This window comes from Stakelama saccharophila (assembly GCF_032229225.1).
Lineage (GTDB): Bacteria > Pseudomonadota > Alphaproteobacteria > Sphingomonadales > Sphingomonadaceae > Sphingomonas > Sphingomonas saccharophila.
The window spans coordinates 1,754,068-1,779,086 of the sequence record NZ_CP135076.1; the positions used below are offsets into that span (position 1 = coordinate 1,754,068).

23 protein-coding genes and 1 pseudogene are annotated in these 25,019 nt (G+C 64.6%); 13 read left to right on the forward strand and 11 right to left on the reverse strand.

What is annotated here, in order from left to right; genetic code table 11:
• Positions 1 to 92: 92 nt before the first annotated feature.
• Positions 93 to 461, reverse strand: coding sequence for an RcnB family protein (locus RPR59_RS08105; RefSeq protein ID WP_313912886.1), 369 nt, complete (start codon positions 459 to 461; stop codon positions 93 to 95).
• A 174-nt stretch (positions 462 to 635) separates the two neighbouring features.
• Between RPR59_RS08105 and fabD the strand changes: the two genes are divergently transcribed.
• From fabD to mltG, 7 genes and pseudogenes are all read left to right on the forward strand, one after another.
• Positions 636 to 1,571: an ACP S-malonyltransferase gene (fabD, locus tag RPR59_RS08110; RefSeq protein WP_313912888.1), complete on the forward strand. Its 936-nt coding sequence runs from the start codon at positions 636 to 638 to the stop codon at positions 1,569 to 1,571.
• Between the two features lie 111 nt (positions 1,572 to 1,682).
• Entirely contained in the window at positions 1,683 to 2,036 is a 354-nt protein-coding gene (locus tag RPR59_RS08115; protein ID WP_313918410.1) for a GxxExxY protein, read from the forward strand.
• Between the two features lies 1 nt (position 2,037).
• A complete protein-coding gene (gene fabG / locus RPR59_RS08120; protein WP_313912890.1) occupies positions 2,038 to 2,775 on the forward strand; it encodes a 3-oxoacyl-[acyl-carrier-protein] reductase in 738 nt (245 codons plus the stop codon).
• Positions 2,754 to 2,888, forward strand: a pseudogene (locus RPR59_RS14895) (hypothetical protein); the annotation flags it as partial. The gene fabG and the pseudogene RPR59_RS14895, both read left to right, overlap by 22 nt.
• Positions 2,889 to 2,935: 47 nt before the next feature.
• Positions 2,936 to 3,172 carry an acyl carrier protein gene (locus tag RPR59_RS08125; RefSeq protein ID WP_313912892.1) on the forward strand — a complete coding sequence of 79 codons (237 nt, stop codon included), beginning with the start codon at positions 2,936 to 2,938 and terminating at the stop codon, positions 3,170 to 3,172.
• 127 nt (positions 3,173 to 3,299) lie between these two features.
• Positions 3,300 to 4,559, forward strand: coding sequence for a beta-ketoacyl-ACP synthase II (gene fabF, locus RPR59_RS08130; RefSeq protein WP_313912894.1), 1,260 nt, complete (start codon positions 3,300 to 3,302; stop codon positions 4,557 to 4,559).
• A 300-nt stretch (positions 4,560 to 4,859) separates the two neighbouring features.
• Positions 4,860 to 5,828, forward strand: a complete 969-nt coding sequence (gene mltG / locus RPR59_RS08135; RefSeq protein WP_313912896.1) for an endolytic transglycosylase MltG — start codon at positions 4,860 to 4,862, stop codon at positions 5,826 to 5,828.
• A gap of 27 nt (positions 5,829 to 5,855) precedes the next feature.
• On the opposite strand, the gene eda is transcribed toward mltG, so the two are convergent.
• The 8 genes from eda to RPR59_RS08175 all read right to left on the reverse strand — a co-directional run bounded on the left by eda (position 5,856) and on the right by RPR59_RS08175 (position 13,764).
• Positions 5,856 to 6,458: a bifunctional 4-hydroxy-2-oxoglutarate aldolase/2-dehydro-3-deoxy-phosphogluconate aldolase gene (eda, locus tag RPR59_RS08140; protein ID WP_313912898.1), complete on the reverse strand. Its 603-nt coding sequence runs from the start codon at positions 6,456 to 6,458 to the stop codon at positions 5,856 to 5,858.
• Positions 6,455 to 7,423, reverse strand: a complete 969-nt coding sequence (glk, locus tag RPR59_RS08145; protein ID WP_313912900.1) for a glucokinase — start codon at positions 7,421 to 7,423, stop codon at positions 6,455 to 6,457. Before glk ends, eda begins: the two co-directional genes overlap by 4 nt.
• Positions 7,424 to 7,484: 61 nt before the next feature.
• The gene (edd, locus tag RPR59_RS08150) at positions 7,485 to 9,305 is read right to left on the reverse strand and encodes a phosphogluconate dehydratase (RefSeq protein WP_313912902.1); all 1,821 of its coding nucleotides are present in this window, start codon (positions 9,303 to 9,305) and stop codon (positions 7,485 to 7,487) included.
• Entirely contained in the window at positions 9,305 to 10,009 is a 705-nt protein-coding gene (gene pgl, locus RPR59_RS08155; RefSeq protein WP_313912905.1) for a 6-phosphogluconolactonase, read from the reverse strand. The genes edd and pgl overlap by 1 nt, the downstream gene beginning before the upstream one ends.
• A 98-nt stretch (positions 10,010 to 10,107) precedes the next feature.
• Entirely contained in the window at positions 10,108 to 11,565 is a 1,458-nt protein-coding gene (zwf, locus tag RPR59_RS08160) for a glucose-6-phosphate dehydrogenase (RefSeq protein WP_313912907.1), read from the reverse strand.
• A 99-nt stretch (positions 11,566 to 11,664) separates the two neighbouring features.
• Positions 11,665 to 12,597, reverse strand: coding sequence for an N-acetyl-gamma-glutamyl-phosphate reductase (gene argC / locus RPR59_RS08165; RefSeq protein ID WP_313912908.1), 933 nt, complete (start codon positions 12,595 to 12,597; stop codon positions 11,665 to 11,667).
• The gene (locus RPR59_RS08170; RefSeq protein ID WP_313912909.1) at positions 12,594 to 13,319 is read right to left on the reverse strand and encodes a hypothetical protein; all 726 of its coding nucleotides are present in this window, start codon (positions 13,317 to 13,319) and stop codon (positions 12,594 to 12,596) included. The genes argC and RPR59_RS08170 overlap by 4 nt, the downstream gene beginning before the upstream one ends.
• Before the next feature lie 118 nt (positions 13,320 to 13,437).
• A complete protein-coding gene (locus tag RPR59_RS08175) occupies positions 13,438 to 13,764 on the reverse strand; it encodes a MarR family transcriptional regulator (RefSeq protein ID WP_313918411.1) in 327 nt (108 codons plus the stop codon).
• Between the two features lie 220 nt (positions 13,765 to 13,984).
• On the opposite strand from RPR59_RS08175, the gene secG reads away from it, so the two are divergent.
• Positions 13,985 to 14,365: a preprotein translocase subunit SecG gene (gene secG, locus RPR59_RS08180; RefSeq protein ID WP_313912912.1), complete on the forward strand. Its 381-nt coding sequence runs from the start codon at positions 13,985 to 13,987 to the stop codon at positions 14,363 to 14,365.
• A 92-nt stretch (positions 14,366 to 14,457) separates the two neighbouring features.
• Complete coding sequence (gene pyrG / locus RPR59_RS08185; RefSeq protein ID WP_313912914.1) at positions 14,458 to 16,092, forward strand: CTP synthase; 1,635 nt, start codon at positions 14,458 to 14,460, stop codon at positions 16,090 to 16,092.
• Positions 16,093 to 16,198: 106 nt separating this feature from the next.
• Here pyrG and RPR59_RS08190 read toward each other — a convergent pair whose 3' ends face one another.
• Complete coding sequence (locus RPR59_RS08190) at positions 16,199 to 16,669, reverse strand: Hsp20 family protein (RefSeq protein ID WP_313912916.1); 471 nt, start codon at positions 16,667 to 16,669, stop codon at positions 16,199 to 16,201.
• A 551-nt stretch (positions 16,670 to 17,220) separates the two neighbouring features.
• On the opposite strand from RPR59_RS08190, the gene RPR59_RS08195 reads away from it, so the two are divergent.
• Positions 17,221 to 18,471: a lipoprotein-releasing ABC transporter permease subunit gene (locus RPR59_RS08195; protein WP_313912919.1), complete on the forward strand. Its 1,251-nt coding sequence runs from the start codon at positions 17,221 to 17,223 to the stop codon at positions 18,469 to 18,471.
• Entirely contained in the window at positions 18,464 to 19,138 is a 675-nt protein-coding gene (locus RPR59_RS08200) for an ABC transporter ATP-binding protein (protein ID WP_313912921.1), read from the forward strand. Before RPR59_RS08195 ends, RPR59_RS08200 begins: the two co-directional genes overlap by 8 nt.
• A gap of 21 nt (positions 19,139 to 19,159) precedes the next feature.
• On the opposite strand, the gene RPR59_RS08205 is transcribed toward RPR59_RS08200, so the two are convergent.
• On the reverse strand, positions 19,160 to 19,714 hold the full coding sequence (locus RPR59_RS08205; protein ID WP_313912923.1) for an HdeD family acid-resistance protein: 555 nt from the start codon (positions 19,712 to 19,714) through the stop codon (positions 19,160 to 19,162).
• 120 nt (positions 19,715 to 19,834) lie between these two features.
• On the opposite strand from RPR59_RS08205, the gene dnaE reads away from it, so the two are divergent.
• Together dnaE and RPR59_RS08215 are read left to right on the forward strand one after the other, a co-directional pair.
• Entirely contained in the window at positions 19,835 to 23,377 is a 3,543-nt protein-coding gene (gene dnaE, locus RPR59_RS08210; protein WP_313912925.1) for a DNA polymerase III subunit alpha, read from the forward strand.
• Between the two features lie 19 nt (positions 23,378 to 23,396).
• Positions 23,397 to 24,992, forward strand: a complete 1,596-nt coding sequence (locus RPR59_RS08215) for a long-chain fatty acid--CoA ligase (RefSeq protein ID WP_313918413.1) — start codon at positions 23,397 to 23,399, stop codon at positions 24,990 to 24,992.
• Positions 24,993 to 25,019: the final 27 nt, after the last annotated feature.

The following is a 25,019-nucleotide window of genomic DNA, read 5'->3' on the forward strand; positions in this document are numbered from 1 at the left end:
GCAGATCGAAGCGTTTTGCAACCCCGCGATCCACCAAGCCGGGGCGAAAGCATGAACTTTCGCCCCGTCCCGGAGAACCTTTCAACCAAGGTCTAGTTGAAGATCGCACCTCCGATAACCGCGCCGATCAGGCCGCTGGCGATGCTGACGAGAACCGCATCATTGCCCGACTGCACCCAGTGATAGCCGCGCGGCGGCGCCTGCAACCCGCGATAGCGACGATAGTCGACTTCCCGGTAATTGCGGGCGTTGCGCGCGTCGAAACGTTGTCCGCGCTGCCATGTGCGATGCTGAACCGCCGGTGTGCGGCGGACCGTCCGATCGACGGCGGTGCGTTGCGGCGCCTGGTGGACCACGGTCGCCCGCTGCGGTTCACGCTGATGGTTGTCGTGACGCGGTGCGGCGAGCGCCGGTGTCGCGAGCATCGAGGCGGCTGCGGCGGCTAGAATGATCTTTTTCATCGTTGCTACTCCTTCATGGTTCCGCCGATCCGGCGATGAGACCAATATGGAAGGGGAATGTCGCCCAAATGTCCCCGAAGGGTGGAAATTGGTCGCAATTTGTCGCGGCCTTTTGACGGATGCGGCGAACCTGCCTAATCCCGCCGCCGATTGCAGATTTCATGGAGATGTCCGTTGCGCGCTTTCATCTTTCCCGGCCAGGGCAGCCAGGCCGTCGGCATGGGCCAGGCGCTCGCCGAAGCGAGCCCGATCGCCCGTCAGGTATTCGAGGAGGTCGATGAGGCGCTGGGCCAGAATCTCGCCCGGCTGATGGCCGAGGGACCCGAGGACGAGCTGACGCTGACCGAGAATGCCCAGCCGGCGATCATGGCCAATGCCGTCGCCGTTTTGCGGGTGCTGGAGAAAGAAGGCGGCATCCGCCTTGCCGACAAGGCCGATTTCGTCGCGGGGCACAGCCTGGGCGAATATACCGCCTTGTGCGCGGCGGAGGCGCTCGACCTGTCGACCACGGCGAAACTGCTCAAGCAGCGAGGCCGGGCGATGCAGGCCGCCGTACCGGTGGGCGAGGGGGCGATGGCGGCGGTGCTCGGCGCCGACCGGGAAAAGGCGCAAGCGATCGCCGATGCCGCGGCCGAAGGCGAGGTCTGCACCGTCGCGAACGACAATGACCCGAGCCAGGTGGTGATCTCGGGCGCCAGGGCCGCCGTCGAGCGCGCCGTGCCGCTGGCCAGGGAAATGGGAGCGAAGCGCGCGATCCTGCTGCCGGTATCCGCGCCGTTCCACTGCCCGATGATGCAGCCCGCCGCCGATGCGATGGAGAAGGCGCTCGCCGATGTTGCGATCCGCAGTCCGCTGCTGCCGGTCTTTGCCAATGTGACCGCGGCCGCGGTCGCCGATCCGGACACCATCCGCGCGCTCCTGGTCGAGCAGGTGACGGGCATGGTGCGTTGGCGCGAATCGGTGCTCGCGATGACGGAGGCGGGCGTGGACGATTTCGTGGAGCTGGGCGGCAAGGTGCTGAGCGCAATGGTAAAGCGCACCGCACCCGACACGACGCAGACGAGTGTCGTCACGATGGAGGACATCGAGGCGTTGGCGAAGGGGCTTTAAACGTTCGCGCAGAGGCGCAGAGCACGCGGAGGGGGCGTAGAAGATATCGATCGGATTACCGGCGACCTGCTGGCTGTCTCGATCCGGGTCCATCGCGATCTGGGGCCGGGACTGCTTGAGAGCGTCTATGAAGCTGTGCTGGCGGCGCGCCTGACGTCCATGGGCTATTCTGTGCTGCGTCAGTTTCCGGTGGACATTGCGTTTGAAAATGTCCGGTGCGAGGCTGCTTTCCGAATTGACCTTCTGATCAATGGCCGTGTCCTGATCGAGATCAAATCGGTCGAACAACTGGCCAAGGTGCACGCGAAGCAGCTTCTGACCTACGTTCGATTGACCAAGCAGCCCGTTGGGCTGCTTATAAATTTCGGCGGGGAAACCTTGAAGGAGGGCGTGCGCCGTCCGGTGAACGACTACGATCCCTCTGCGCTCTCCGCGCCTCTGCGCGAACCAACCAAAGGATGTTGAAATGTTCGATCTTACAGGCATGACGGCGCTGGTGACCGGCGCCAGTGGCGGTATCGGTTCGGCGATCGCCAGGGCGCTGGCGAGGCAGGGGGCACGGCTTGCCCTGTCAGGTTCCAATGTTGAAAAACTGGAAGCGTTCAAGGCGGAGCTGGGCGGTGATCATGTGACACTGCCGTGCAACCTGTCCGATGGTGCCGCGGTCGACCAGCTCGTGCCGCAGGCGGTCGAAGCGCTCGGGAAGCTCGATATCCTGGTCAACAACGCCGGCGTCACGCGGGACAACCTCGCCATGCGGATGAAGGATGAGGAGTGGGAGCAGGTCATCAAGGTGAACCTGGAAGCCGCCTTCCGCCTTGCCCGTGCCGCCGCCAGGCCGATGATGAAAGCGCGCTTCGGCCGCATCGTCTCGATCACCTCGGTCGTCGGCGCGACCGGCAATCCGGGCCAGGCCAATTACGCCGCGTCCAAGGCCGGCCTGGTCGGCATGTCCAAGGCGCTGGCGCAGGAACTCGCGTCGCGCGGGATCACGGTCAATTGCGTCGCGCCGGGCTTCATCCGCTCGGCCATGACCGACGTGCTGCCCGATGCGCAGAAGGAAGCGCTGACGGGGCGGATTCCGGCGGGCAAGCTGGGCGAAGGTGACGATATCGGCGCGGCGGTCGTCTATCTCGCCAGCAGGGAAGCAGGCTATGTCACGGGCCAGACGCTGCACGTGAATGGCGGCATGGCGATGCTCTGACCCACTTTCGCGGTGAAAAATGCCGCAAGTGCCGTGAAACGAGCCGGAAATTCGCGTATCCGGGCGGTGTTTGCCTGTGTCTGCCTCTTGTCAGGCGGCCAAGCCCGCTCTAGGTGCGATCAGGAATTTCCAATACCCAGCCAGAAGAGGAACAGGGATAATGAGCGAGACCGCCGATCGGGTACGCAAGATCGTCGTCGAGCATCTGGGCGTCGAAGCCGACAAGGTGACCGAGGATGCCAGCTTCATCGACGATCTGGGCGCGGACAGCCTTGACATCGTCGAGCTGGTCATGGCGTTCGAGGAAGAATTCGGCGTCGAGATTCCGGACGACGCCGCGGAGAAGATCACGACCGTCAAGGACGCGATCAACTACATCGACGAGCACAAGGGCTGATCGCCCACGCCGCGATCGTCCGCCCACCCGTGGGCCGGAATGTGACCCGGACGGCTTTCCGCCCCGCAGGCCAAGCGCCGACCGGGCGGAAAGCCGTTCGCTTATGGAAGAGGTACGGAGAGACAGCATGCGTCGCGTAGTCGTGACCGGACTGGGCCTCGTCACCCCGTTGGGTGCCGACGTCGAAACGAGCTGGAAGAACATCATCGGCGCGAAATCCGGCGCCGCCACCATCACGCGTTTCGACGCAACCGACTTTCACACCGACTATGCCTGTGAAGTGAAAGCCGCCGACCACGAATACGGCTTCGACGCCGGCAAGCGCGTCGATCACAAGATTCAGCGTCAGGTCGACCCGTTCATCGTCTTCGGCATCGACGCCGCCGGCCAGGCCATCGAGGATGCCGGCCTGACGGACATGAGCGAGGAAGAGCGCCTGCGCGCCGGCTGTTCGATCGGATCGGGCATCGGCGGACTTCCGGGTATCGAAAGCGAATCGCTGGTGCTCGAGCATAAGGGGCCGAAGCGCGTTTCCCCGCACTTCGTCCACGGTCGGCTGATCAACCTGATCTCGGGCCAGGTCTCGATCAAATACGGCCTGATGGGGCCGAATCATGCCGTGGTGACCGCCTGCTCCACCGGTGCGCATTCGATCGGCGACGCCGCGCGGATGATCGCGATGGACGATGCCGACGTCATGCTGGCGGGCGGCGCGGAAAGCGCGATCTGCCCGATCGGCATTGCTGGTTTCGGCCAGGCGCGCGCGCTTTCGACCGGCTTCCGCGACGATCCGACCAGGGGCAGCCGGCCCTATGACCGGGACCGCGACGGCTTCGTCATGGGCGAAGGCGCCGGAGTCGTGGTGCTGGAGGAATATGAGCGGGCGAAGGCTCGCGGCGCCACCATCTATGCCGAAGTCATCGGGTACGGCCTGTCGGGAGACGCCTATCACGTCACCGCGCCGCATCCGGAAGGGGCGGGCGCCTATCGCGCGATGGAAATGGCGATGAGGAAGTCGGGCCTGTCATTGTCGGATATCGATTACGTGAACGCGCACGGCACGTCGACGCCGCTCGGCGACGAACTTGAACTGGGCGCCGTTCGCCGCCTTTTCGGCGATGCGGTCGGCGGCATGTCGATGAGTTCGACGAAGTCGGCGATCGGTCATTTGCTGGGCGGCGCCGGTGCGGTGGAAAGCATCTTCTGCATCCTCGCCATGCGCGACCAGATTGTGCCGCCGACGCTCAATCTCGACAATCCGAGCGAGAATTGCGCCGGCGTCGATCTCGTCCCGCATCAGGCGAAGGAGCGCAAGGTCAAGGCCGTGCTCAACAACAGCTTCGGCTTCGGCGGCACCAATGCGTCGCTGGTGATGCGGGCCGTCTAGGGCATCAAGCCTTAAATCAGAACCGTTCGTGCTGAGCTTGTCGAAGCACCGTTCTTGCTTGGCGTGGAGGTGAAGGAGAAAAGCGGCCCCCTTCGGCTGGCTGGCAAAGCCAGCCGCTCAGGACAGGCTTCGACAAGCTCAGGGCGAACGATAGGGGTCAGATTTAGGGCGCGCCGCTCTAGGCCGGCCCACCCCGCCGTTTGTCCTGAACGTGTCGAAGGGCTGTATTTCCTTATGTTCGACAAGAGGAAGAGCAGTGCTTCGACAGGTTCGACAAGGACGCATTGGGGGGCGTAGTTGATGCGCAAACTCGGCTGTTTCGGCATCGTTATCGCCCTGACGGCGGTCGCCGCGCTGTTCTTCGTCGTGCAGAGCTGGAACGGTGCGGGGCCGGCGCCAAAAGCCGTTACGGTGGTCGTGCCGCGGGGTGCGACGCTGACCGATGCCGCCGAAAGGCTGGAAGACGCCGGCGCAATCCCGTCCGCCCGACGTTTTCTGTTGCTGGCGAAGGTTTTCGGTTCCGGCGAGCCGATCCGCGCAGGCGAGTATCTGCTGCCGGCCCGTGCCAGCCAGTCGAAAATCCTCGGCATGATGGAAAGCGGCGACACGCTGCAGCGCTTTGTCACCATTCCCGAGGGGCTGCCGTCGATAATGGTGTACGAGACGCTGATGGCGACGCCCGAACTCTCGGGCAAGGTGGCGGTGCCGGAAGAGGGGACGGTACTGCCCGACAGTTACAGCTATCAGCGCGGCGATACACGCGCGGCGATCCTGGCCCGGATGCAGCGGGCGATGCGCGACTATCTGGCCCGGGCCTGGGCGAAGCGCGCCGCGGATATCGCCGTGGAGACACCGCGCGAGGCGCTGATCCTGGCCTCCATCGTGGAAAAGGAAACGGCGAAGCCGCAGGAGCGCCGCATGGTCGCCGCCGTCTATTCCAACCGCCTGGAAAAGGGCATGCTGCTGCAAGCCGATCCGACCGTGATCTATCCGATCACCCGGGGCAAGCCCCTGGGCCGGCGGATCAGGCAGTCGGAACTGACCGCGAAGAACGGCTACAATACCTATGCCGAGGCCGGGCTGCCGGCCGGCCCGATCGCCAATCCCGGCCGCGCGTCGATCGACGCCGTGCTGCATCCGGCGCAATCGGATGCGCTCTATTTCGTCGCCGACGGCACGGGCGGGCACGTGTTTTCCGATACGCTGGAAGAGCATAACGCCAACGTGCGCAAATGGTATGCGATCCGCCGGAAACGCGGCGAGATGTAACGGCCCGCGCGCGAAGCAAAGGCGGCGTCAGCGCGCCAGTGCGGCCGCCTTTTTCGCCTTGGCTTCGATCTCTTCGGCCGATCCGCCCGCGACCCAGCTTCCGCCGACGCACAGGACCGGCTCGAACGCCAGCCATTCGGGCGCCGTTGCTTCGCTGATACCGCCGGTGGGGCAGAACCTGCATTGCCGGAACGGTGCCGCAAGCGCTTTCAGCGCTTTGAGCCCGCCCGACGCTTCGGCCGGGAAGAACTTGAAATGTTCGAGCCCGAGGTCGAGTCCGCGCATGATGTCGCCGGCATTGGCGATTCCGGGCAGGAACGCCACGTTCGCGTCGATCACGGGTCGCGCGACCGTTTCCGTCAGACCTGGGGACACGATGAACTCGGCGCCGGCGTCGATCACCTGCGTCACCTGCTGCGCATCGACTACGGTACCGGCGCCGACGATTGCGCCGTCCACGCGCTTCATTTCGCGGATCACATCCAGCGCGGCATCGGTGCGCATGGTCACTTCGAGCACGCGCAGCCCGCCGCGGACCAACGCCTCGGCCATCGGCCGGGCCTCTGCCGGGTCCTCCACGACCAGGACGGGAATGACGGCGCTGGTGCGCATGATGGTCTGAATGGTCATAGCGTGTGTTCCTGCGCATAGGCCGCAGCCGCGCCGAACAGGCCGGGTTGCGGATGGGTGATCAGTTTGACGGGGATGGATTTCATCAGGGATTGAAACCGTCCCTTCGCCACGAAGCGGTCCTCGAAACCGGAGCGGACGAGGTGATCCTTCAGCCGCAGGCCGAGCCCGCCGGCGATCACCACGCCCTTTGGACCATGGGCCAGCGCCAGATTGCCTGCGACGGTGCCGAGCGCAAGGCAGAAGCGGTCGAGTGCGGCCGACGCCAGGCTGTCCTTGCCCTCGAACGCCAGGTTCCAGATCTGCCGGTCGGTCAGACTGGCGATGGAGCGGCCCTCGATCTGCGCCATCGCTTCATAGATGGCGACGATGCCCGGTCCGGCGCAGATGCGTTCGGCCGAAACCCGGGTATAGCTGCTGCGCAGTCGGCGCAGCATCGCATCTTCCAGATTGTCGACGGGCGAGAAATCCATGTGACCGCCCTCGGTCTCGATTACGTGATAGCCGCTATTCGACCAGAAGACCTGCGCCACGCCCAGGCCCGTGCCGGGACCGCACACGGTAATCGCGCCGCGTTCCGGAAAGGGCGCATCCGGGCCGCAAATGTGCAGGAAGTGATCGTCGCCGACCTGCGCCACGGCGTGGCCGACGGCGCCGAAATCGTTGATCAGCGAATAACGCTCCAGGCCCAGCCGCTCGTGGATCAGGGCGGGGCGGATGATCCAGGGATTGTTGGTCAGCTTGATGACATCGCCGCCGATGGGCGACGCGATCGCGATCGCGCCGGCGCTGGGCAGGGGACGGCCGAGCTGACGCTCATAGGCCTGCCACGCCAATTGCAGGCTTGCGTGTTCGGCCGTTTTCAACGTGGTCGGCTCGCTCAGCGAAAGCACCTTGCCGTTTTCCACCTCGGCAAGGGCAAAGCGGGCATGCGTTCCCCCGATATCGACCGATACGATTTCCATGCTCTCTCCTCGAATTGCAGGCGGGCTCGCTTTATCGCGGCCGCCTGCTGCTGGGAACCGGTTACAGCTCGGCTTGCGCCAGAAGGGCGGATGCGCCCTGTTCCGCCTCGTTCGCGCCGTTGCGCATCAGGGCGAACAGCTCGCGACCCGTGCCCTCGACCGAGGCCGGCGGCGGGGCCAGTTCGCGCGCATTCCACTCCGCGTCGTCGACCAGCACCTGCAGCGTGTTGGCGTTGGCATCGAGGCGGATGACGTCGCCATCACGCACCTTGCCGAGCGGCCCGCCGCCCAACGCTTCCGGGCTGAGGTGGATCGCGCACGGCACCTTGCCGCTGGCGCCCGACATCCGCCCGTCGGTGACCAGCGCGACGCGAAAGCCGCGATTCTGCAGCACGCCGAGCGGCGGAGTGAGCTTGTGCAGTTCGGGCATGCCGTTGGCCCTGGGCCCCTGAAAGCGAACGACGACGACGACGTCCTGATCCAGTTCGCCGGCCTTGAAGGCGGCCTGTACCTGAGCCTGATCGGAAAAGACGCGGGCCGGCGCCTCGATGACCCAGCGATCCTCCTCCACGGCGCTGATCTTGATACAGGCACGGCCGAGATTGCCCTGCAGGATACGGAAGCCGCCCTCATGCCAGAAAGGAGCATCAAGCGTGCGCACGATGCCGTCGTCGCCGCTTTTTTCGGGCAGCGTGTTCCAGACGAGGCGGTCGTCTTCGATCGCCGGTTTCGTACCATAGCTTCCGAAGCCGCCTTCGGCGATCGTGGTAATGTCGGCATGCATGAGGCCGCCCCGCGTCATCTCGCGAATAACGAACGGGGGGCCGCCGGCATCCTCGAACGCGTTCACGTCGGCGGAGCCGTTGGGATAGACGCGCGTGATGAGCGGCACGACCTTGGAAAGGCGGTCGAAATCCTCCCAGTCCAGAACGATGCCCGCCGACCGGGCGATCGCCGGCAGGTGGATCAGGTGGTTGGTCGACCCGCCCGTCGCGAGCAGCGCGACCGCCGCATTGACGATCGCGCGTTCGTCGACGCACTTGCCCAACGGCCGGTAATCGTCGCCGTCCCAGCTCAGTTGCGCGACCCGCTGCACTGCCGCGCGGGTCAGTTCCTGGCGCAGCTTCGTGCCCGGATTGACGAATGCCGCGCCGGGTATGTGCAGGCCCATCGCCTCCATCATCATCTGATTGGAGTTGGCAGTGCCGTAAAAGGTGCAGGTGCCCTTGCCGTGATAGGCGGCGACCTCTGCATCGAGCAGTTCCTCGCGGCTGATCTTGCCCTCGGCATATTGCTCGCGGACGCGAGCCTTTTCCTTGTTGGCGAGGCCCGAGCGCATCGGGCCGCCGGGAATCATCACCATCGGCAAATGGCCGAAGCGCAGCGCACCCATTAACAGTCCCGGCACGATCTTGTCGCAGATACCGAGCAGGGCCGCGCCCTCGAACGTGCGGTGGCTGAGCGCCACGGCGGTCGACAGCGCGATCGTGTCGCGGCTGAACAAGGACAGCTCCATGCCCGAGTAACCCTGCGTCACGCCGTCGCACATCGCGGGCACGCCGCCCGCCACCTGCGCCGTCGCGCCAACCTCCAGCGCCCAGACCTTCATCTGTTCGGGATAGCGGTAATAGGTCGCGTGCGCCGACAGCATGTCGTTGTAGGCGGTGACGATGCCGATATTCATGCCGCGGCCGGATCGCATCTGGTCGCGCTGTTCGTCGGTGCCGGCATAGGCATGGGCCAGATTCGCGCAGCCGAGTTTCGGCCGGTCGGCTCCGGAATCGCGCTCACGCTGAATGAGGTCGAGATAGCGGCGACGCGTTTCCTTCGATGCGTCGATGACGCGGTCGGTGACGGCGGCGACTTCGGGATGCAGGGCCATTATTCGCTCCAGTGAATGTCGACCGGTAGTTCGGCGCCGGCCAGAACGCGTCCGATGGGATAGGGGGAGGCGACGCCTTCCTGAACCGCGGCTTCGATCACCTCCCGCTTCTTGCGGCCCGTGACCGCCAGCAGCAGCGCGCGAGCGGAGACGATCGATGCGAGCGACAGGCTTACCCGGGGCACCGGCGCATCTTCGGGCATCGGATCGGGCTTCACGCCCAGTGCGCGGCGCTCCTTGGGACCGTGCAGCGCTTCGTCGAGATCGGGGCCGGGAAAGATCGAGGCGGTATGACCATCGGCGCCGACGCCCAGCAGGCAAAGGTCGAGCGGCCAGTGGACATCCTGCAGCCTTGCATCCGCGGCGCGGCCGGCCGCCTTGTAATCCTCGGCCTGTTCGCTGGTGATGGGCATCACGCGCGCGCCCTCGGGGATGAAGGCCTTGCCGATGCTGGTGATGTTGGACAAGGCGTCGCCCATCGGCACCAGCCGGTCGTCCGTGGGCACGATGGTCACCCGCTTCCAGTCGAGCTTGGCTTCGGCCAGCTTGTCATAGATGGGAAGCGGCGTCTTGCCGCCGGGCAGCGCGATCACCGCGCCGCCGCGAGCGTCCAGCGCGCTTTCGATGATGAAGCGGACGTCGCCGGCGACGGCTTCGGCCATTTCGTCGGCATCGTCATATTCCCACCATTCGATCTCGGTCATGCGGGCTCCTGTCGGTTCATATGGGGTTGGAGGAGCAACGGTTCACCCTGTCCGGCGATCCGCGCGGCTCCTTGCAAATCTCGTTCGACCGGCGGCGGTCACTCCTGCCAGGTCACGCCGTCTCGTTCGGTCAGTGCGATGCTGGCGGACGGCCCCCAGCTTCCGGCCGGATACGCTTTCGGCTTCATCGCATTGGCGCGCCACCCCTTGCGGATGGCGTCGATCCAGGACCACTGCGCCTCCACTTCGTCGCGGCGGACGAACAGCGTCGGATCGCCCTCGAGCAGATCGAGCAGCAACCGTTCATAGGCGATGCGCCGCCGCGCGCCGGCAAAGGCGGTGGTGAGCGAAAGATCGAGCGGCACTTCGCGCAGGCGTACGCCCTCGCGATCGAGCCCCGGTTCCTTCGCCATCACCAGCAAGCGGACATATTCCTCCGGCTGCAGACGAATGACAAGGGTGTTGGGCTGCAGCAGGCCGCCGCGCTGGGCGAAGATGGAATGCGGCACCGGCTTGAACTGGATCACGATCTCGGAATGGCGTTCCGGCAGACGCTTGCCGGTGCGCAGATAGAAGGGGACGCCCTGCCAGCGCCAATTGTCGACATGCGCCTTGATCGCGACGAAGGTCTCGGTATCGGAATCCCGGCCGAGTTCCTCGTCATAGCCCTTGACGATTTCGCCGGCGACGGCGCCGCTGCCATATTGGCCGGTGACCGTAAGGTGCGGCGCCTGATCCGGCGTGATCGCGCGCAGCGAGCGCAGAACCTTCACCTTTTCGTCGCGGATCGCGGTGCCGTTCATCTGCGCCGGGGGTTCCATCGCGATCAGCGACAGAAGCTGGAGCATATGGTTCTGCACCATGTCGCGCAGCGCACCGGACGTATCGTAATAGCCGGCGCGGCCTTCCAGCCCGACGGTTTCCGAAATGGTGATCTGCACATGATCGATCGCCTGCGCGTTCCACACCGGCTCGAACAGAGCGTTTCCGAACCGCAGGGCCAGGATGTTCTGGACCGTTTCCTTGCCGAGATAGTGGTCGATCCGAAACGTGCGGTCCTCTGGAAAGGCCTCGGCGACGATATCGTTGATCTCGCAACTCGATTTCAGGTCTTCGCCCAGGGGTTTTTCAAGGCCGATCCGGACATCGGCACCCGCCAGCCCTGCGGATTGCAGCCCCTTGATGGTGGGCCCGAACAGCGACGGCGCCGTCGACAGGAAAATGGCGAGACCGCTCGATACGTCGCCGATCTTCTTCGCCAGTTCGTCGAACCCCTCCAGGGTCGAGGCATCGAGCGGTTGATAGCGCAGGCGGTGCAGGAACGTGCCGATTGTGCTTTCGTCCTTGCGATCCGCCGGCAGGAACCGTTCCAACGCGTCCTTGGCGAACGCCTGGTATCCGGAATCGTCATACTCCGTGCGCGCCGTGCCGGTGATGGTAAGATCGCGTGGCAGCAATCCATCGGCGTGCAGGCCGTACAGCGATGGCAGCAACATCCGCTGCGCAAGGTCGCCGGTCGCTCCGAACAGGAGCAGCTTGCCGAATGGCTCACCCATGTCGTTCCTTTCGTGGCTGGTCGCCGGTGCCCGTAGCAAGACCCGCCGGGTCTGCGAACCGCAAAGATCGTCGTTTCGCTGCTGGCGGCGCCGGTGATGTTACAAGTTCAGGCCGGCGGTCTCTTCCAGCCCGGCCATGATATTCAGATTCTGGACTGCCGCGCCCGCGGCGCCCTTGCCGAGATTGTCGAGCGTCGCGATGAGGCGCGCCTGGCCGGTATCCTCGTTCCCGCAGACGCGCAGCGTCAACCGGTCGGTTCCAGCATCCTCCTCGATCGACACGGATTCGCATCCGTTCGCGGTCGCCACGCGCACGATCGCCGAATCGCGATAGGCGTCGGACAATGCCGCTTCGCAGGCGTCGAGGCCGGGCCGGCGCGGGAAATGAGATAGCGGCAGCGGCACTTCCACGATCATGCCGCGATAGGTGCGCGCGACGGCCGGCTGGAAGATGGGCGGACGGGCCAGCCGGGCGCGGCGCTGCATTTCCGGCACATGCTTGTGCGCGAGGCCGAGGCCATACGCCTTGTGGGCCGTCGGCGCATCCTCTTGCTCGAACGCGGCGATCATCGCGCGGCCGCCGCCGGAATATCCCGACACGGCATGGACGGTGACCGGCCAGTCATGGGGCACCAGACCGGTACGGACGAGGGGCCGGACAAGCCCGAGAAAGCCGGTCGGATAGCAGCCCGGATTGCTGACCCGGGCCGCGGTCGCGATCACGTCGTGCTGGCCGGGTTCCAGTTCGGCGAAGCCGTAGGCCCAATCCTCGTCGACCCGGTGGGCGCTGGAGGCGTCGATTACGCGGGTATGTGGGTTCGTGATCATCGCCACTGCCTCGCGCGCCGCATCGTCCGGCAGGCACAGGATGACGAAATCGGCATCGTTCAGCGCTTCACGCCGCGCATTCGCGTCCTTGCGCCGGTCCTCCGCCAGGGTGACGATCTCGAATTCCGAGCGTCCTTCCAACCGGCCGGCAATCTCCAGGCCGGTCGTACCGGCGCCGCCATCGATGAAGATCGTTGCCGTCATGATTCGATCCGCCGTCGGATTACCGCACCGCGGATACCGCTCGTGAATTCGGACAGCGGGACGCGAACGACTTCACCGGCCGCCATGTCGGCTGTGGCGCAGTGCTGATCGTCGGTCATTATCGCCGCTGCGCCATCGCCGAATATCAGGTCGCCGCGCCGGACAGCCGCATCGGGATCGAGTTCGAAACCCAGCAGTTCCGATTGCAGATCGACGAAGCGCGGCGCGGCTATCCCGGCGAGTTGCAGGCCGAGAAAAATCAGGCCGCCGGCATCGACACCCGCGCCGGAGCGGCCGCCGTCAACATAGGACGCGCCGATCAGCGCTTCTGCCGTCACGGCCCAGTCGGCGTCGGAGACATCGGCGGGCAGCAGGTCGGACGCACGGCCATGGCCCAGCGGCGTGCGGCACACATCCGTCCCTCCCTCGACGCGGACGCGGCTTCCCATGGGCAGTTCGGCAGCCGGGGCGCCGGCAAGAACGGGGCTCGCATAAAAGCGGGCCGAACGGACGGCGACGACATGGTCGGCCTCCACCGGGTCGGCCAGCACGGCACGCTCGATATATCCCACACATCCGTCAACGGCGGAAATGCCCCAGGCCCATTTGCCGGAAATTTCCAGTGCGTCGAAATTCTCGCCGGCCAGAATTTCGGAGATGCGCGGCGCGGTTTCGGCGGGACCGGAACGGAGCGGGTGCCGTGCGCGGATGCCGAAGCGCATCGGTGCTGCGTAATGCGGGGCGAATACGTCACTCGCGAGACGGATATCCGCCAGATCCCGGCGGACCGCGGCAACACGCGGATCGATCCGGACAGATCGCCCGGCGAGCGCGAACTGCCTACGCGCTGACGCGTTGTCCTTCCGATTCACCGGCGGTGTCGCCGGCGACAAAGTGCCCGAACTCTGCAAGAAACTCTGCCCCTTCCGTCGTGCGCGCGATGAAGATGTTGCGCTTGTCGCGATCATCGCGCTGACGGCGCAGATAGCCGAGCGCTCCCAATCTGTTCAAGGCGCGTGTGACGACGGGCTTGGATACGTTCAATGCTTCGGCGAGACCCCGTACCGTATGCGGGCCGGGTTCCAGATACACGATCATCAGCAACGCCATCTGGCGATTGGTCAGATCGGGCTCGCCCGAACGGACATAGCCGACCAGGGTGTGCATCCAGGAGAATAGGGGCTTTTCCGCGAGCGCACTCACATTCATTCAACCGTACCATTACAGGTCCGTTAAGACCGGGTTCACTGGCCTGACTAACGTATGCCGAGGCCTCAAGTTTCCCGCGAGGCGCGAAAACTTGGGTCCCGCGCGCGAGATCGGTTGATCGGGGGGCGGTGCTCGCCTATGTGGCCGCTTTCGCAACCACAGGCTGTCAGCTTTTCCGATGCTCTTCACCTTCCTGCTAGTCCTTCACGCCATCATCGCCGCGCTCCTGGTGACGGTGATCCTGATGCAGCGTTCCGAAGGGGGCGGGCTGACCTCGGGGGGCAGTCCCGGGGGATTGATGTCGGCGCGCGGGGCCGCGGATTTCCTGACACGCAGCACCGCGGCGCTTGCCGGCCTGTTCGTGGCGATGAGCATTCTTCTGGCGGTATTGGCCGCCACGCGCGATTCCTCGACGATCGACACATCGCTCGCCGGCAGCGGGGCGACGCCCGCAACGCAGGCCGCGCCGCAGGAACCCGCGGATCAGGATCCGCTCGCGGGTGCGGCCAACGACGCGGCGGCCCCGGCCGACAACGACGCGGTGCCGCTGGCGCAATAGCGCCGCCAACGCACGCTCTTGTACGATTTTTTCGCGGGCGGCGCATTGGGCGCTTGCCCAAGGCTCCCACTCGACGCTAGGCGGTTTCTCCCATGGCGCGGTATATCTTCATCACCGGCGGCGTGGTTTCCTCGCTCGGCAAGGGTTTGATGGCGGCAAGTCTGGCCGCCTTGTTGCAGGCGCGCGGCTATCGCGTGCGCATTCGCAAGTTCGATCCCTATCTGAACGTCGATCCCGGCACGATGTCGCCCTATCAGCATGGCGAGGTCTATGTCACCGACGACGGCGCGGAGACCGATCTGGACCTCGGCCATTATGAGCGGTTTACCGGCGTTCCCAGCAGGCAGTCGGACAATATCACGACCGGGCGCATCTATCAGACCATCATCGCGCGCGAACGGCGCGGCGATTATCTGGGCGCGACCGTGCAGGTCATTCCGCATGTTACCGACGCCATCAAGGCGTTCGCCATCGCGGATAGCGACGATGTGGATTTCGTGTTGTGCGAGATCGGCGGCACGGTGGGCGACATCGAATCGCTGCCGTTCATCGAGGCCATCCGCCAGCTTCGCAACGAACTCGGCCGGGGGCAGTCGATCAGCATTCACCTGACGCTGGTGCCCTATATCTCCGCCGCGGGCGAACTGAAGACCAAGCCGACGCAGCATTCCGTACGCGAACTGGCGGCGCTGGGCGTCTCGCCCGACGTCCTGGTCTGCCGCTGCGAGCATCCGCTGCCGGATGGAGAACGCGCCAAGATCGGCCTGTTCTGCAACGTCCCCAAATCCGCGGTGATTCCGGCGCTGGATGCCACGAGCATCTACGCGGTGCCACTGCAATATCACGGCGAGGGGCTGGATTCGGAAGTGTTGCGTGCTTTCGGCGACGATCCGGGAAGCTCGCCCGACCTGTCGCGCTGGACGGAGATTCTCGATCGCCTGACCCATCTGGAAGGGGAGGTGACGGTCGGCGTCGTCGGCAAGTATGTCGGGCTGCAGGATGCGTACAAATCACTGAACGAGGCGCTGATCCATGGCGGCATCGCCAACCGCGTGAAGGTCAATATCCGCTGGATCGACGCCGAACTCTTCGAAGGTGACGAGGGCGAAGTGGCGGCGGCGCTGGAGCCTTGCCATGCGATCCTGGTGCCAGGCGCATTCGGCGAGCGCGGGGCGGAAGGCAAGATCGCGAGCGTGCGCTTCGCCCGCGAACGCCGCGTTCCCTATTTCGGGATCTGTTTCGGCATGCAGATGGCCTGCATAGAGGGCGCGCGCAATATCTCCGGTATTGCCGGCGCCTCTTCCACCGAATTCGGCGAAACGAGCGACCCCGTTGTCGGCCTGATCACCGAATGGATGAGTGAATCTGGCATCGAAAAGCGGGAAGAAGGCGGCGATCTCGGCGGCACCATGCGTCTGGGCGCCTATCCCGCGACCCTCGACGCCGACAGCGTTGTCGCTTCGATCTATGGCGGCACCGATATTTCGGAGCGGCACCGTCACCGCTACGAAGTGAACACGCATTATCGTGACGCGCTGGAAAAAGGCGGCCTCATCTTTTCGGGAATGTCGCCGGACGGAATGCTGCCGGAAATCGTCGAACGTCCCGATCATCCCTGGTTCGTCGGCGTGCAGTTCCATCCCGAACTCAAGTCGAAGCCGTTCGACCCGCACCCGCTGTTCGCGAGCTTCATCGCCGCAGCGGTCCGGCAGAGCCGCCTCGTCTGAATATCGCGCGGGAATAGGAATGGGGCGCCCGGACCGATGTCCGGGCGCCCTCTCGATGCAGCGTCAAAGGGAGCAAGACGCCGCTAACACATGATCATTTGATCGTTCAGGCCGCTTCGGACACGGCATTCCGATCATCAGGAAGTGATGCGCCGCTACGGACTTCGATCTTTTTCGGCTTCATCGCCTCGGGTACTTCCCGAACGAGATCGATCGTCAGCAATCCGGCGTCGAGATTGGCGCCGTCGACGCGGACGAAATCCGCAAGCTCGAACCGGCGTTCGAAGCTGCGATTGGCGATGCCGATATGGAGATATTCGCCGTCGCCCTGGCGCTCACTCTCTTCCTTGCGCCCGCTTACGAGGAGCACATTCTGCTGAGCCGTGATGTCGATCTCGTCCGCCTTGAACCCCGCCACGGCAAGCGTGATGCGGTATCGGTCCTCGGCAAGGCGTTCGAGATTGAACGGCGGGTAATTGTCTCCCGCACTCTCTCGGGCGCGGCTTTCCAGCATGTCGAACAGCCGATCGAATCCGATCGCGGAGCGACGATAGGGGGTTAGGTCGATCTGACGCATTTTCAAATCCTCCAATGAGCAAGATGAACGTCGGCCGATGTCCGCCAAGCGCGACATCGGGTTCCGGTGCGGCCCGGTTCGGCGCCGCACGACAGGAAATTGGGTATCGTGAATTCAGGTTTCAAGATGCCACCTTCCAGTTCCGAACCCGCTTCGCCCGTGCCCTTGCGGCAAAAACGGAATGGGGGCGGAGCGCGCAATCGTGCGAAGGCAGTGACGAATGTTTTGGCATGCGGACAAGGAAACGCCCGAGCTGTTTCCAGCCCGGGCGCCTGCGTGACGAATACTCGTCAGCCCCCTTGTACGGCTTCTGCCCACGCGTCCGATTCTGATGTCGGACGGGGCAACGAAGCCTCCCCGAACCACGGCCTTTTGCCTGTGTTTGGTGACGATCTTGCTAAGCCTTTGGCGGCTGGATGTCATGGGGTTTCCGGGTGCCGGCGTGAGATTGGCTTCACCCTGTGTTCATTTGGCAACAGCATGGATTGTCACGGCAGCGGGGGCACTCTACAGCCGTCACGCCTGAACACCGCCGGGGATTGAACCACTTCATGCTGTTGTCGCGCTACGAGCGAATGATCGCACGGCGATATCTGCTGCCAGGGCGAGGCGAGGCGTTCATCTTCCTCGTCGCGTCGATCAGCCTGATTGCCGTGATGCTGGGCGTCGCCGCGCTCGTCGTCGTCATGAGCGTGATGAACGGCTTCCGCGCCGAACTGTTCGACAAGATCGTCGGGCTCAATGGTCATGCCGTGGTGCAGGGCTATGACGGCCAGTTGCGCGACTGGCGTCAGGTGCTGGAGGAAGCGCGCGCGACGAAGGGCGTGACGAAAGCCATGCCGCTGGTCGAGCAACCGCTCTTCGCATCGCATAACGGTCGGGCGGAGGGCGTTCTTCTGCGCGGCATGCGGGTCAGCGATCTACGCCACAACGCAACCATCGCGGACAATGTGGTCGTGGGCAGCCTCGATGCACTGAAACCGGGCAGCAAGGCGGTGGCGATCGGTTCCCGCCTGGCCGAGGCGCTGGGCGCGACGGTGGGCAGCGAGATCTCGCTGACCTCGCTGCAGGGCCACGCGACCCCGTTCGGCACCGTACCGCGAATCATTTCCTACAGGGTCGGAGCAATCTTCGAAGTCGGGGTCTATGATTACGACAAGACTTTCGTCGTGATGCCGATGCAGGATGCACAGACGCTGCTGCTGATGGGCGATTCGGTGGGCATGATCGAAATGAACGTCACCGATCCCGATCGCGTGGGCGAGATCGTGGCGCCGCTGGCCGCCAAGGTCGGCGATCGCGGGCTCATCACCGACTGGCGATCGATGAACGCGCAGCTTTTCGAAGCGCTCAAGGTCGACCGTCTCGTCACCTTCGTCGTGCTGTCGATCATCATTCTGGTCGCCGTGTTCAACATTCTGTCGTCGCTTATCATGCTCGTCCGCGCCAAGACGCGCGACATCGCCATTCTGCGAACGATGGGCGCGACCCGGCTGGGGTTGCTGCGTATCTTCATGACGGTGGGCACCACGATCGGCGCGCTGGGGATCGGCGCCGGTCTGATCCTCGGCTTCGTCTTTATCCATTTCCGACAGAATGTGGTGGCGGCGATCGGTTTCGTGACCGGGCAACAGGTCTGGGATCCCTCGATGCGCTATCTGACGGAATTGCCGGCCAAGACGGCGCCGCTGGAGGTCGTCGGCATCGCCTTGATGGCACTGGTCTTTTCCATCCTCGCAACCTTGTATCCCGCCTTCAAGGCGGCGAGCACCGACCCCGTCCAGGTATTGCGCTATGAATGAAGCGGTTCTTGCAACGAGGGGGCTGGAGCGCAGCTTCACCCAGGGCAGCGTCCGCATCGACGTGCTGCGCGGTGTCGACCTCGACGTGGCGCAGGGTGAGATCGTGGCGCTGCTGGGTCCGTCCGGATCGGGAAAATCCACATTGCTTCAGGCCGTGGGGCTGCTGGAAGGCGGCTTCGGCGGCTCGATCCGGATCGCGGGAAGGGAAGCCTCGAAGCTGGACAGCCGCGGTCGTACCGAGCTGCGCCGCGACGCCCTGGGCTTCGTCTATCAGTTTCATCACCTGCTGCCCGATTTCAACGCGATCGAGAATGTCGTGCTGCCGCAGTTGATCCAGGGCGCGACGCGCGAGGAAGCGGAGGACCGTGCCTCCGGCCTTCTTACCGCACTCGGGCTGGGCCAGCGCCTGAGTCACCGGCCCAGCCAATTATCGGGCGGCGAGCAGCAACGGGTGGCAGTCGGCCGGGCGCTCGCCAATCGTCCCGCCATCGTGTTGGCGGACGAGCCCACGGGCAACCTGGATGAAGTGACCGCGGACGTGGTGCTGGACGAATTCCTTCGTCTCGTCCGTGATGAAGGTTCCGCTGCACTGGTGGCGACGCACAACGAACGGCTCGCCCGAAAGATGGACAGGGTGGTGCGCCTGCACGAAGGGTTGCTGCAATAGCGCCGGACGTCACCGCCGGATCTAGATGGCCTGACGGTGCGAGATAGCGTTCGCGGTAACGGTGATGCCGCTGACCAGAAAACTCAGACCGATGATATAGCCGGGCAGCGTCAGCGCCGAATAGGGGCCGGTGAGCAGGATCAGCGCGACCAGCGCGAGGTTCAGCACGCCGAGGAACAGCATCAGCGCGCGGTTGCGGCGAAAGCGGGCGCCCAGATAGAGTTCGAGGATTCCGCGCGCCGTCAGCCAACCCATTACCAGCATGGTCAGTGACACGACGCCTGCGACGGGCGCGAACCAGATGAGCACGCCCACCACGAGCGAGATCCCGCCGAAGATCAGCGAATAAAGGCGGCTTTCATGTGCATGGCCGGCGACGGCCGACGCGATCGCGCCGATTCCGGCTGCGACCAGGAACGCGCCGAACACCAGCGCGGCGGCAAGACTTGCCGGAAACGGCCAGAAGATCGCGACGATGCCCAGTATGACGGACAGCAGGCCATAGACGAGCATGAGCCCCCATCCGCGATTTCCCCGCGTGAGCGGGGCGGGTTCGGCGCTGCGAAGTTCGGGCACGATACTCTCCTGAAAACACCAGCGAAACGATCGAGACGGGACCTGCGTTCCGCACTGCGAAAATGCGCTTCCCACTGCTCGGGTGTTTCCTGAATCGGCTGGAGGGCGCATAGTGCGCTCATGGCCCATGCTGGTTTCGTTCCCTTAAGAATATTCTCCTCCTACACCATGCTCGACGGTGCGATCGAACCGTCGGCAATCGCCCGCCATGCGCGCGAGCTGGGCTTTCCGGCCGCCGCGCTCGTCGATCGCAACGGCCTGTACGCCGCCATGGCCTTTTCCGATGCCGCCTTCGATTCGGGCGTGCAGCCGATCATCGGGACGATGTTGACCGTCGCGCGTCCCGAATCGCCGTCGGGAGAACTGAGCCAGCCGCTCGACTGGCTGGCGCTGCTGGCCCAGGATGAGGCCGGGTATGCCAATCTGTGCACCCTGGTGAGCCGGGGCCATCTCGATCGCCCGATCGAAGAGCCGGCGCATATCAATTTCGATGCCCTGCACGGATGCACCGATGGCCTGATCGCGCTTACCGCGGGGCGGGAAGGGGCGCTCGCCCGGATGTTCGCCGACGGGCAAAGCGAAGCGGCGCTACGCTATGCCGATCGGCTGCAGGACCTGTTCGGCGACAGGCTGTACGTCGAATTGTCGCGCCGCAACGACGATGTCGAGACGCGCGCCGAGCCTCATCTGCTCGACCTGGCCTATGATCGCGGACTGCCGATCGTCGCGACCAACCCGTGCTGCTTTGCCGAACGCGATTTCCACGATGCGCATGATGCGATGCTCTGCATCGCCAATTCCAGTTATGTCGCGAGCGACGATCGGCCGAAGAGTTCTCCCGACGCGTGGCTGAAGCCGGCCAGCGAGATGAAATTGCTGTTCGCCGATCTGCCGGAGGCGATCGACAACAGCCTGGTCGTCGCGCAGCGCTGCGCCGTCGCCGCGCCGAAGCGGAAACCGATCCTGCCAAGCCTTGCCGGCGACCGGGAGGGCGAGGCGGCGCGCTTGCGCGAAGATGCGCGGGCCGGCCTGGTCGCACGCCTGACGAAGTTGATCTCGATCGACGCCGCGCCTGACGAGGGTCAGCCGGCGGAGATGGCCGGCACGAACGCCGCAGCTTTGGAAGCGCGGTTTCCAGAATATTTCGAGAGGCTGGAGTTCGAACTCGACATCATCATCCAGATGGGGTTTCCGGGCTATTTCCTGATCGTCGCCGACTTCATCAAATGGGCCAAGGATCACGACATCCCGGTGGGGCCGGGCCGCGGTTCCGGCGCCGGCTCGGTCGTCGCCTGGGCGCTCACTATCACCGATCTCGACCCGATGAAGCTGGGCCTGCTGTTCGAGCGCTTTCTCAACCCCGAACGCGTATCGATGCCGGACTTCGACATCGATTTCTGCGAAACGCGGCGCGGCGAGGTGATCCGCTATGTCCAAGAGAAATACGGCCGGGATCATGTCGCGCAGATCATAACCTTCGGTAAGCTGAAGGCGCGAGCGGTGCTGAAGGACACCGGCCGCGTGCTGCAGATGAGCTATGGTCAGGTCGACCGGCTCGCCAAGCTTGTGCCGAACCTGCCGGCCGATCCCTGGACGCTGGAACGTGCCCTGAACGGCGTCAGCGAACTTCATGCGGAGTATCGGAACGACGAGGGCGTTCGCTACCTTCTCGATCTCGCGATGAAGCTGGAAGGCTTGCCACGCCACAGTTCCACCCATGCCGCGGGTGTGGTGATCGGCGACCGTCCGCTGTCGGAACTGGTGCCCCTTTATCGCGACCCGCGCTCGGACATGCCGGTCACGCAGTTCGACATGAAATATGTCGAGGGCGCGGGGCTGGTGAAGTTCGACTTTCTGGGGCTGAAGACGCTTTCGGTGCTCAATCTTGCAACGAAGCTCCTGAAGCAGCGCGGTATCGCGGTCGATCTCGACGCGCTCAAATGGGACGACGAGGCGACCTACGAGTTGTTGCAGCGCGGTGAGACGGTCGGGGTCTTCCAGCTTGAATCCGAAGGCATGCGGCGCACGCTTGCCGCGGTCCGGCCGTCCAACTTCGGTGACATCATTGCGCTCGTGTCGCTCTATCGCCCCGGACCGATGGACAATATCCCCATGTTCGGCGCGCGCAAGAACGGCCGTGAACCGATCGAATATCCGCATCCGCTGCTGGAGCCTATCCTGGAGGAGACCTACGGGATCTTCGTCTATCAGGAGCAGGTGATGCAGGCGGCGCAGGTTCTTGCCGGCTATTCGCTCGGCGGCGCGGACCTGCTGCGCCGCGCCATGGGCAAGAAGAAGAAGGAAGAGATGGACAAGCAGCGCGCGATCTTCGTCGCGGGCTGCAGGGAGCATAACGGTATCGAAGAGGCGAAGGCCAACGAGCTGTTCGACTTGATCGACAAGTTCGCCGGATACGGTTTCAACAAGAGCCACGCCGCCGCCTATGCGCTGCTCGCCTATCAGACCGCCTGGCTGAAGGCGCATCACCCGCACGAATTCTTCGCAGCGTCGATGAGCTATGACCTGCACCAGACGGATAAGCTTGCGATTTTTGTCGACGACATGAAAAGGCTGGGCGTCTCCTGCCTGGCGCCCGACATCAACGCCAGCGAAGCCGAGTTCACGGTGGAGGCGGACGCGGATGGCGCTCTGGCCGTCCGCTATGCCCTGGCCGCGCTGAAGGGCGTGGGCGAGCGCGCCATGGAACTGCTGGTCGATGCGCGGCGGAACGAGGGGCGGTTCCGGTCGCTCGACGATTTCGCCCGCCGCGTCGATCCCCGTCTCCTCAACAAACGGCAGTTGGAAACGCTTGCCGGCGCGGGGGCTTTCGATTCGATCGACGACAATCGCGCCGGCGTCCATGCCGTGGCCGAAACGCTGCTGGCGGTCGCGGCGCGCACGCACGAGCAGCGGGTCAGCGGTCAGGGCGGCCTGTTCGGCGAGGGGAGCGCGGCCGAGCCCGACATCAAGCTTCCCGCCGCTGCGCATTGGTCGCTGGTGCAGCGCATCGCGGCGGAAAAGGATGCATTCGGCTTTTACTTTTCCGCCCATCCGCTCGATCGCTATGCGCATCTGGCGCGCACCCATCAGGCCCGAACCCTGGCGAGCATCAACGAGTTCGAGGTGCCGGAGGGCGGCCGGGCAAGTGCGTTGTTCGCTGTTCTGGTGGAGGATGCCCGGTGGCGCACGTCCGCGCGTGGCAAGCGTTACCTGATGGCCGGGCTTTCGGACGCGACGGCGCAGTGCATCGCGACCTGTTTCGACGACGCCGTGTCCGAGCAGGTCGAAGAGGCGGCGAAGGCCGGCGGATGCGGACTGGTGACGGCGGAGCTGGATCGACGGCCCGGTGAGGAGACGCCGCGCGTGACCATCCGGCAGATCCAGCCATTCGAGCAACTAGCCAACAGCGCGCGACTGATCCTGGAATTCGCCGTCGACGGTCCCGCGGTGTTGCCGTTGCTGGCGGAGATGCTCGCCGATCAGCGCGGCGGGAAAGCGGAGGTCCGGCTGCACGCCACCATCGCGGGCGGAGAGACCGAACTGATCCTCGGCAGCGATTTCCTGCTAGATGGGGAGCTTGCCGAGCGGATCGAGAGTCTCCAAGGTGTCGAATGGTCGGTATTGAAGCCGGCGGAGATAAAGCGGCTTGCGGCCGCAGGATAAAGGGCATTGGGAGCGCGCGATGCTGGGAGGGATGCAGGACTTCGAGCTTCGGGTACCGCGACTGGTCGAACATGCCGAGCGAGAACACGGTTCGCGCGAAATCGTGACCCGTTGGGCCGACGGCAGCGAAACGCGAACCGACTGGGCCGGGGTCGGCCGCGACGCGCGGCGGCTGGCGCAGGCGCTGGAGCGGATGGGCGTGCGCCCCGGCGACCGTGTCGCAACGCTGGCGATGAACCATGCGCGGCACCTGATCACCTGGTACGGTGCGATCGGGATGGGCGGAATCCTGCACACGATCAATCCGCGACTGTTCGAGGACCAGCTCGCCTTCATCGCCAACCATGCGGAGGACAAGGTCCTCCTTTACGACAAGGCGTTCCAGCCGATCGTGGACAGGATGCGCGACCGCTGGACGACGATCGAGCATTACATCGTTTATGATAGTGACGGACCGGACAGCTTCGAGGCGGTAATCGGGCGGGAGGACGGTGCATATCGCTGGGTAGAGGGCGATGAGCGCGAACCGTGCATGCTGTGCTATACCAGTGGCACGACGGGCAATCCCAAGGGGGTTCTCTACACGCACCGCTCGTCGGTCATTCATGCCCTGGCCGAGATGCAGCCATCGGTGTTCGACCTTTCCGCGAGCTCGGTCGCGCTGCCGGTCGTGCCGATGTTTCATGCGGTGGGCTGGGGGCTGCCGTTCGCCGCACCCGCCGCCGGGTTGAAGTTCGTCCTTTCCGCCGTCAACGAGGCGAAGGTCCTGTGCGGCCTGATGAATCGCGAACGGGTCACCCACAGCGCCGGGGTGCCGACGGTCTGGTTCGCGATGTTCCAGCACATGGATGAAACGGGCGAAGCTCCCCGGCATTTGCAGGTCGTCACGATCGGCGGTTCTGCAGCGCCGCGTTCCATGATCGAACGGATCATGAAAATGGGAATCCGCGTCAATCACGCCTGGGGCATGACCGAAACCTCTCCGATCGGCACGATCGGCGCGCGGCCGCCGGACTGGGACGACCTGACGTTCGATCAGCAGGTCGATTACCTGTGCCGGCAGGGCCGTGTTCCGTTCGGCGTGGAAATGCGGGTCGTCGACGAGGATGGAAACACGCTCCCGCGAGACGGCGTCAGCTCGGGGCGGCTGCAGGTCCGCGGGCCGTGGATCGTCAAGCGCTATTTCAAGGATGACAGCGGCGACGCGCTGACCCCGGACGGCTGGTTCGATACCGGAGACGTATCGGTGATCCATCCCGACGGCACGATGCAGATCACCGACCGGGCGAAGGATGTCATCAAGTCCGGCGGCGAATGGATCAGCTCGGTGGAGCTGGAAAACTGCGCGGTCGGATGCCCGGGCGTAGCGGAAGCCGCGGCCATCGGTGTGCATCATCCGAAATGGGACGAGCGCCCGCTGCTGCTGGTGGTTCGCAAGCAGGGAAGCACCGTCACGGCGGACGAGATCATCGCCCATCTGGAGCGGCACGTCGCCAAATGGTGGCTGCCCGACGAAATCGAATTCGTCGACTCGCTACCCCACACCGCGGCCGGCAAACTGCTCAAGGCCCAGATCCGCGAGCAGTATAAGGATTTCAAACTGGCCGTCGCCTGAGCCGGTGGGCCAAGAGAAAGGCAGCTT